Raw genomic sequence first — 10857 nt, forward strand, 5'->3', positions numbered from 1 at the left:
GCTATTGAGCATCAGGTTATAACCATAAGCAAAGTAGAATACCCCTTTCTTAAGCCCCAACATAGGCCCTACACTCAAGGGCTTTAATGTCTGATCTCCTAAAAAACGTGCCGTCGCTCCTGCCCAATAATAGTCCTCAAAATCAAACCATCGAAACTTTAAATTCAAGTCCATCAACGAACGACCATCTCCCTCCATATACTGAGCAAAAACCGATGGCTCTATCTCCAAATTACTGCTGGGAGTACGCTTATACCTATACCCAGCATACACATTGTAATTCCTCAGATTCGTAGGCTCCTTTATATCAAACATCTCCTTGTTCTTATTCAATATATTCGTTGCCGAAACACTGGCAAAGATCCCCTTATAACGATATAAAACCCCTACCTCAAAGTTATGATTAATCGTCGAACGATTATCCGTAACCCCTAAGTCCGCCGTAGGACGACCCGCTGAGGTGAACTTATCTATATCTATCCTAAAAGAATTCACTATATAGGAAATCCCAAACGACACAAAATGGCTGTCATAACTATCCAAGGTCAAATGGTGGGAGAAGGTGAACTTCCCCCCCATCTGCTTGGTGTATCCATTTCGATCGTTATACAAGGAGAGCCCTAAGCCACTACGGTTACCCAAACGCATATCTCCCGATAAGCTCTGATAGTCCGGCGCTTCCTTTATCCCTACCCATTGACTGGTAGCCGAAAGACGTACACGAACATTATTCCCTATCCCTGCATAGGTAGGCATAATCAAAAATTCACTATCCGATAAATATTGATTCCCCACAGGAAGCTGTAGCTCTTGCCCCATCACGCTGGGTAAACCTAAAAGCACACATACGTATAACGCTAGTTTTTTCATTATATTTCTTATTTCTGTTCTATATTATCTAAATAGGGTAAAGTGTCCCTTATATTCTCTATCTTCGCCCTCTTCGCCCAAGGTCATGATATACCAGTAGTCGCCCGTTGGCATCGGCTTGCCATGATATACCCCATCCCAGCTCTCTCGCTGTCCTAACTCCTTAAGCAATCGACCATAACGATCAAAAATGAGCGTATGTATATGAGGATAATGCTGCGTATTACGTGGAGCCCACGTATCATTATCTCCATCTCCATTCGGAGTAAAGAATCGAGGAATCTCTATATCTATATATTCCATATAGAAGGTCGCCTCTGCCGTACATCCCTTGCTGTCCTGTACCTTCACTTCTATCTTCTTCTTTAGCTTGCCATCCATCGGATCTATACCCTCTGGATCCCCCTTGGAAACTACATACAAACTCTTATTTCCATAGTACACCCCATTGAAGTAATAGGTATATTCCGGAACCCCATTCTTCCCTAATACCTTCAATTCATTGATCTCTGGCGTATAGCTCGGATCCTTGATCAATAGCAAGTCCTCTACCACCGGAATCACTACCGGATTGGTCTCACCCTGACAGGATGTTCCCCCATCGGTATAGTACAAACTTATTACCTGTGGTAATGAAGATGGCCTTACACTGGCATGATTGCGGTCTATACGCGCCTGTGCCCCTGAGAACATTGTAAAAGCATGCTTGGTGGCTCCTCCATCAAAAGAGTAACGTACCTTAGAGTAATCCACCGTTGCCTCATCAAAGGTGATGACTATATTACCCTCATAGTGGTTGTCCGTACAATCATCCTCATACGTAGCCTTTACATTGAGGTTCGGTGCCGTACTGAGCACTACCGTTGTTGAGGTACCTGTACATTTTACCCCATCTATCGCCCTTACCGCATAGACCACATTCGGCTTCAAACCGGTGATCCTATGAGGTAATACACTAATGTTTTCCTCTGTCTTCACTACCGTACCCGTAGCCTGATCAATAAGTTCAAAGGTATAGGTCGGTGTCCCACTCGGATGGGTACCTCCTGTAGCGGTTACCTCTACACTACCCGTCGTATCATAGCACAATAACGAAGTGGTGCCTACAAAACTTACCGCTATCGGAACAGGATCCTTAATGTCAAACTGTTGTTCCTTATAACAGCCCCATCGATCCATTACCCTTAATGTATAATGTCCCGCTGGCAAATCCGTAAACTTATTGCTTGTCTGCAATGGCCTTATAGAGCCTCGCGTACTATGTACCAATTCATAATAGTAGGTAGTCACCCCTGGATTATTAGGATCATCTGGAGAACCTCCCGTTACTCCTAAAACCTCTATCGTAGCATCTTCCATCGTTAAACAACTCACCTGGGTATCGGCAACCGGAGTGAAATCTATCGGCATGGGACGCTTTATGTCCACCTGACTCGGAGTTACTGTCGCTGTGGTACATCCCCATGCATCCTCTACCGTAAAGGTATAGTGTGCCGTCACCCCTGGAGCATTCCCACCTGGCAATCCTATGAATACCCAGCGGTTATAAACCCCTGTCGCCGTTTGAGTATGTCCATTATCCCCCGTAATGGTTATCTTATATGGAGCTATTCCTCCTGTTATCACTAAGGAAATCTCTCCTGATCCCGTTCCACTACAGTTATCTGGCACCTCTGCCTTAGCTGTAATATTTATTGGCTGATCCGCTTGACGAATATTGAAGATAGAAGGTATCTTCGTTACACATCCCGTAGATAATGATTTTGCCTCTACATTATAGGTGCCATAAGGCAAATTATTGAGCGTGGTGGTGGTCGCTCCCGTTACAGTACCTGTAATTGGTGCCATGCTCGGATTGGTAATGCTCGTTATCGTATAGCTAAAGCCCGCACTCGCTTGATCCCCATTGTCCATATCCAAATCGGTAAAAGTAAGGGTGATCTCTCCATCACTGCCTCCATAACACTTCACTGGCTTATCATTTGTAGCCGTAATAGAGAACGTGTTCGGATCCTGTACCCTATAGGCTTGCCCATAAGTGATACAGCCTGTCTCTGGATTCATTGCCGTTACACTATAGTTGCCCATTGGAACATTGACAAAGTGAGCTACTCCACTACTACCGGTAACCTGAATGGTCTGCGTTTGGTTAAAGCCTCCCGCAAGGCTCCTTAAGGTGACTGATATATCCTTAGCCGTTGTGGTGGCAGGAGATAAGGTAACTGTTACATCTATACTCTCCCCTGCATTACAAGTGATATCCTGTTGTTCTACACTTGCCACATTCGTAATCTTAATGAATGGACGAATATCCCTATTGGCTGGAGTGGCTGGCGTAGGGGTAGGTAAACCACTTGGAACGGGACTTGGAACTGTAAAGTCAATCTCTACTGGATCACAACTGTACACCGCATCCACTACGCGTAATCTATAGCTACCTCCTGTCTCATCGGTGATCGTAAAGCTCGGTTCGGTAAGGTTCTCATTCCTTGGCACAGGCACACCTCCCTTGAGAAGCGTAAAGCGATATGTTCCTGATCCTCCCGTAATAGCTCCCAATGGTAAACTTAACTTAGCAGGAAGCTCCTGATCTCCACTACATGCAAACTGTACCACCTGTGCCCTATTGATATCTATCAATATCGGCTTCACTCCATATATCGTAAATTCCGTTGTCGCCTCACAACCATTCTTCGCCTTCGCCTTTACTGTATAGACAATTCCTCTTACATCTCCCAATAACTTCTTGAAGGTTACCTTCCTACCATTATTGGTAACCTCTACATGCGTATTGGTTGTCGATACATTCTGATAGGTGGACGGTATGGTCAAGGTAACAGGTGTACCATCATCAGCATATCTTGCCCCTACCAAAGTATAACTCATCGGCGCTTCACTCTCTGGTGAGGTAAGTAATGTAGCTTGACCTCCTTCACTCGCTCCTAATGTCTGTGCTGCATTATAACACTTAGAGTTATCGGTACTCTGCAACTGCATAACAGGTGTTACCTTATCCCTTATGGTAAGGCTTCGTGAGTAGGCACAGTCCGGACGACTCTGTTCATAAATGTCTACTCTATATCGTCCTGCCATACTTACCCCTATGGTAAAATCCGCTGATGAGGAAAGTAATGTATTGGGTTTCACAATCACATCCGTAGTGGTCTCCCCTATAAGTTCCCCTGTAAGAGGATCATATACAGGATGTCGCTCTTCCCTAACCAAACGATAACCATAGGTCTTCCCTGTAAGGAAATTCTCTATGTGCGATACCGTAATCTCTCCATCCCCAGGACTCTGACAAGTGATAGGCTTGCTCTGTGTTACCGTAAAGGTAACCTTGCCTTTGAATTCAAATGGACTAAATATATTGGAAACACAGCCATTCTGGTCATAAATCCTTACTTCTCTTGCTGTAGCATCTGCATAAACACGGTAGATATATCCTTCCCATCGCGCAGGAGAGGTACTCACCTGTGTAAACTGAATTGGCTGACGTGCACTCTCAACTCCTCCCACTGGCTTGAAGGTATAATAATGCTGTCCACTACCTATCTTATCTAAGGTTACTTTCACTGTATACTCATTCCCCACTACACATGGATTATCTACCTCTACTCCCGTAATATGTGCTGTATCATCCTTGAAGACCGTTACCTGTTGGGTTACCACACAGTCCTGAGCATCTCTTACATGAACATACCATGCGCTTCCTGTAAGAGTCCCCTCTATCTTCCCTGCATAAGTGGTAACAAAGGTCTTGTCTATAATCACACTACGAGTCGCTGTGGCTATGACATTTGCATTTCCCCATTCTGACAAAGTAGGCTCTGTAGAAACCTGACTTATCGTATAACGGTAAGGTCCCGTTCCATCCTTCACCGTTACAGTAACCTCCGCTGATGCATTACAAGAGGAGTTCTTCGTAACTGTGGCACTTACCAAAGCCAATGGACTTGGTGATTCACTCACCGAAAAGACCTTAGAACCTAATACACATTTTGGCGTTCCTACACTGTTTCTCAATACCAAGATATACTGTCTATGGGCTTGCAAAGAGGCGGTTGTGGTAGTAATGGTCGCCGTTCCTGAGGTAACCGCTGCTGTACCACTTGCCTTTGCTGTTACGCTCGGTGGCGTAGGTACTCTCGGATCCATAGGATATTCATAAACTGCCCAATCCACTGAGGTTACACTCGATTGCATGCCTGTTGCCTCATAGTGCAAGTGCACACTGCCTCCACAAAGAGCCGGTATACGCTTCTGCGTGATCGTTGCTGCTCCTGTATTATCTGCAGCTGGTAAATCATGGATGGATATACATCCATTATAATTGGTCGCTATCTTATAAGGTACCTTAGGAAGAATTTCCTTGGTGAAGATAACCTCCTTATTGTTACCCGTACCCGTGGTAGTGGTACTGGTAAACCAATCACTCGAAGATGGAGTCGTACCTCTATAGAATGCCACTTTTAACTTAGTCTCATCTATGGTACCTTGAGTATCTTTTACCTTTAATTCTACCGTTACTTTATCACAAGTTACATTCGTTACATTCCCTACACTTACCGATAAGTTTGTTCCTGTAATGGTTATCTTCGCTAACTTAGTAAAGCATCCTGTTGCTAAATTCACTACCGCAGGATAGTAATCTCCCTCTGGTAGATAATCAAAGAGTTCATTGGCTGAAGTAACCCCTGTTAAAGTCTTACCTGTATTCTCTGGCGTTGGCTTTTCATTCACTGCCAATGCTGTATAGGTATTATCCCTATACAAACCTATGAAGTAATTACCCATCGGTGCTGTAGTGAAGCCCATTCGTATCTTTCCTAACTGACGGTTACCTGATGTATCACAACTTATATCGCCTTCCTTAGTAGCTGTTAAATTAGGACGAGCTATCTCCTTCACTTCTAACAACTTCTCTACATAGCAGCCCTTACTATCAGTAAGACGTACCTTATACCAACCTGCAGCCAAGTTACGACCTGTATTGCTGCCTACTGGACTTCCTGTAGTTCCCCCTGAATCCGAATGAAAAATCGTAATCGTATAAGGAGCTACTCCCTTTGTCCTATCTATCGCATGCTCTATAGAAAGGTAGCCTCCCGAACCATCAGGAACTCCTATGATTCCTGTGGATTCTCCCGCACAGCCTATCTCACTAGCACTTAAGTTCGCACTCGATAAAAATGCTGGAAGTACAGCCTCTACTACCTCTGTGGTGGTCTGTACACAGATAATCTTACTATCTGTTATCCTAAAGTGATAAGTACCTGCCGTCTTTATCACTACCGTATATTTCTGATCTGACCCTGATGGTACCGGACCTGTTATATTTACATTCCCTCCATCATTATCCGTACTTGGATTATAACCCAACAGATCCCCTGCATTACCTCCTCGCTTCCACTGTAGGCTATATGGGGCTACACCCCCTCTTACCAATATCTCTATGGTCTCCTGAGGTGCTGAACTACAATCATAGCCATTATCCGAGGTATGGTCTACCTCTAAAGTGGCTCCTATGGTTACACTCTTACTCTGTTCGCAGCCTAACTGATCTCTTACCTTTATAAGATAAGTACCCGGTGACAATCCATCAAACTCATATTGGGTCGGATTACTAGGATCACTCACCCATGTGGTTCCATTGTCCTTACTGAACTCATATCCTCCATTACCTGACGTTACTTGGATATTGATACTAGCCGTTCCGCCTCGTGGAAAACACAAAGTCTCCTGTATATCCACCACTAAATCTATCTTGGCAGGAATAAACCTACTTATCTCCGCTGACTTACATCCTTTAGCATCCTCTACCTGGAACACATAAGCCCTATTATCGGACAAACCATCAAAGCTTATAGTCGCATCATTTGTCGCAGGAGTGCTCTGCCAGCTACCTCCCACCTCCTTATACAATACCTTATAAGGGGCTGTTCCATAGGATACCTTCACCGTAGCACCTGCCGTTAGGTAAGGTGCAGCACAACCCTTTGGCTGGATGGTAAGCTCTCTGATAACCAACTGAGGCACATCTGTAATAGTCGCATTCCCTGCTTCTACCTCACAAGAAGTACCATCTGTCCTTGTCATCGTCACAAATACCCTATGGGTACCTACCGGTGCTGGAATCTCCAAACGATCTCCTCCTACCAAGGTGATACTATGGTTCATGCCACTGACTGAAAGTCGGTAGGTATAGCTAGCTCCCGCATCTACATTTCGTAAGTTTACATGGATTGTTCCTTCTCCTCCTTGACAGTCCGGAGGTACTGTAGAGACTACCATAGCCGAAAAACCGCGATTAGGAACTACCTGCACCGGAATGATCTTGGCGGTCTGACAGTTCTCCGTAGGTTGGAAAACACGTATATCATCCAATCCTACTGCCGTATTAGCCCTCCTGGCTTCTATAATCAGTTTTACTTTATTCGCATTCTGGTTGAAGCCCTCTAATTCATCAAAGGCTATCGTCGCTGTCCCCCATCCTGCACCTCGTGCCAAACTCGGCACATTCTTTGTGAAGCGGGTAAAGCCGCCTCCCATTGGATTGGCTACCTCCAAAATGACATTCAAGTCCACATTCGCTTGCGTCGCATTGGTCTGACCTAAATTGATATATTTAAAACTTACACTTACCCCACGCCTTGGCACTACATTATGAATCTCTTTCTCATACAAACTCAAACTGCCGCTCACTGCCGTACGTGCCGCATAGTAACGACCTGTCCCTACCACTGATATATAATCCGTAGAAGTAGGTAACTGCTTGGTTACCACATAAGAACCCGCTGAAAGCTCTCCTGTGGCATTGGCACAGCCTAATATCGCAGGAGCTCCATCACTGCAGCCCGCAGTATCCAAGTCGCCAAAGGTCTCCTTATACAATTCATTGACTGAAGTGGTCGATGGCTCCCTGTAGTAGATGCCTACCTGATATGGACTCGCCTTGCCTGCCAAACCACTAAAGGTCATCGCTCCTCCTGCTCCATTAGGCAACTGTCTTACCCCTCCATCCAAACTATATTCATATTCATACGTATGACCCGCTGGCGCCTGTGGCGTAATAGTAAAGGTACCATTCCCAGCACAATCATAAGTTACATTTATTGGAAGCTGTACCGTTGGCTCTTCTAAATCCTTCTTCGCCATCACTTCTACCTCCTTGATACAACCATTCTTATCCTTTATATATACCTTTACCTTCGGATTCGCACTACTTCCCCCACTCACCTTCAAGGTCGTATCCGAAGTATATGCCCCTCCTGTAGAATAGGTGTACGGAGGAACGCCACCCTTAACCCAATTCACTCTTAATTCAAATTGCTTGGGCGTGTCGGTAGAACAACTTATATCCTTCACAACTCCTACCGATGCCTCTATAGGATCCGGACTGCTGATCTCTACCTCCCTTATCGTATGACACCTGGCGCCCGTTACCCCACTCATCAAGTAACTCAAATCCACTCTATACTTGCCCGCTCCTAAATTAGGAAAGATTCCCGATGCATTCGTCTGTACTGGAAAACTTGTATCTATCGTGCCATCTGACTTATACTTTGATAACTTTATCTGTGGCGATGGAACCGTCGTATCCAAAAATCTTGCCTTTATGGTCGCTCCATTCGCCGTAGCACATAACAGAGGATTCCCCTCCGTGCTCACCTGAACCCCATACTTGGACGTCTGACCTACTATGACCTCATTGGTCTCAGCAAAACGACCCGCACTATCCTTTACCAAAAAGATATACCTGCCTTCCCGTGGTACCTCAAGCCAGGCCTGGAATACATCCGGCGCTGTACCCAATGCATTACTAGGGGTATGGGTGCTATACTCACTATCCGGAATGTTCTCCATCAATACCCCTACATACGAGGGCTTCGCCAACGCTCCATCTATCTTATATACAAGAATCTTATAATCCCGCTGTCCTCCTGTAATGCTAAAATCATATCGCGCCTTATTACACTGATCCTCCTTCCATAAATTCGTGAAGGTAACCGTTGCTTTCATCTGGCGAGAATAGTTTATCCTTATCGTCTGCTCCCATTTACAACCATTTAACGTACTCTCCGGTGAAGATGTGATGGTTATCTTAAACTCATCATACGTACGTGTCCCCGGTACTACCAATCCTGTTATATTCAATATATGGGGCGTAGGACTCGTAAGAGAAGGTCCTAATACATTATTATATAATACCTGATTATCTGATAATCGCACTACCGTATACTTATATTGTACATGGTGGGTGTTCATCTCCACTGTCGCCGCTCCTTGAGAAAGATCCGTATGATCTACCTTATTGGTAACGGTCCCTTCCAAGCCCGCAGTGAATACCTCAAAATAGTAATCCCTCGTACATCCTGCCTCTCTTACTCTTAAACGATATCTACCCGCTGTACTTAACGTAAAACTCCTGCCACTCTGTACTGTTGTCCAACAACTATCCCCTTTATTTACACAGTTCGCTGAGGCAGGCGCACACCCTGAGGCTTCCTGTTGCCATAAAACATCCTGCGCCTGGTAGAATCCTACCTGCAACTGACGTGTACTCCCATCACACAAGTAGAAGTGGCTCACCCAATCACTCGTAGTACTACATACACCTCCTGCTCCTCCTGACAAATTACGAATAGGATCTCCCCCCGGCGTATTATCATTGCTGGCTATCACTTGGATAATCTCACTCACCTTCACTGTCGCTCCATCACACACCGCTGTCTTCTCTACTTTATAGTAACCCGCTGTGGTAACTGTCTGGCTCTGACCTGTCCCCCCTGGTATAGCCGTATAGCTCGTACCATCACTGCCTCCACTAAACCAAGCATATCCCGTATAACCACTCCCCCTGGCACTGAGGTGTACATTACCCCCTTGACAGAGTAACTCCTGTCTTACACAATCACTATTATCTATCCCCACTGCTACAGAGGAGCCACTTACACTCCCTGACATAGGACACGCACTCCCTATCTGGTACCTGAACTCAGCCTTGCCAGATAAAACTCCAGAACAGGCATTCTCATACTCACTACAAGGACGATCTCTCTTTATCTTAATCGGGATATACGCAGAACGCTCCGCATTCTGCGTCAATACACTCCCATCTATATTCGCTAAAATCATTACCCGTGGATCCGTATCATAGGTCACATTCACCGATGATCCCAACTCGGTCTTATTTATATTCGGATCCGTTGCCAACGGTAACTCATAGTTCCCATTGCTCGCACTCGGTAAGGTAACTCGCAACGCACCCCCTGTAATGGCCTGAGTCGTCATGTTCTTTATCGTTACCTTATAATATACCGTTGTCCCCTTCGTTACACTCGTAAGCGATGTACTACTGCCTACACTACTGACAAAACTACTATTAACCTGTAGGTTAATATTCGGAGCCGTTACCGTTACCTTAAATCGCTTTGTCCCTACTGTGCCGCCTGAAATCTTCCCTTCTACCTTATAGGTCACCGTAGATTCTCCTACTGGAAATCCATTCCAACTCGTACCCTGACTATTGCCGTCCGCATCTGTCGGAGGGGTATACTTACTCCCATCTGGCTTTGTTACTTCCCATGTAAGCTTATAACCACAACCCGATGTATCTGTGATCACCGGAGCCGTCCAACTCGCATTCGCTGTACAACTGTTCAATGGTAAACTTACCTGAATATCACTTAAAGCACTTATATCTCCATCCGTAAAATTGCTACGCGTAAGGTTCACTCGCTTCTTCGCCGTATCCTTTTGACTCGGCGTACAGCCAAATCCTGACTTCATACTATAGGTAACCCAATACTCCGCATCTTCCCCTACATTAAACGTAATACTTGACCTGGCCTTATCCGCTGACGATACCCCCGATAATGCACTCGCAGGAGCTGACTTCCACTCTATATCATACAAACTCGCCGGTAAATCTACACTCAATGTCAATGACCTCCCCGCACACTGCGTCGCTGAACTAGAACGCAC

At 45.3% G+C, this 10857-nt stretch carries 2 protein-coding genes; both read right to left on the minus strand.

The window, feature by feature from the left end; all coding sequences use genetic code 11:
- A partial coding sequence (locus VJJ03_RS11175) for a type IX secretion system membrane protein PorP/SprF (protein WP_323975647.1) occupies positions 1–870 on the minus strand: 870 nt, incomplete at its 3' end.
- Positions 871–894: 24 nt separating this feature from the next.
- Complete coding sequence (locus tag VJJ03_RS11180) at positions 895–10812, minus strand: T9SS type B sorting domain-containing protein (RefSeq protein ID WP_323975648.1); 9918 nt, start codon at positions 10810–10812, stop codon at positions 895–897.
- Positions 10813–10857 lie beyond the last annotated feature (45 nt).

The sequence above is a fragment of the Capnocytophaga sp. G2 genome (genome assembly GCF_035282625.1).
GTDB lineage: Bacteria > Bacteroidota > Bacteroidia > Flavobacteriales > Flavobacteriaceae > Capnocytophaga.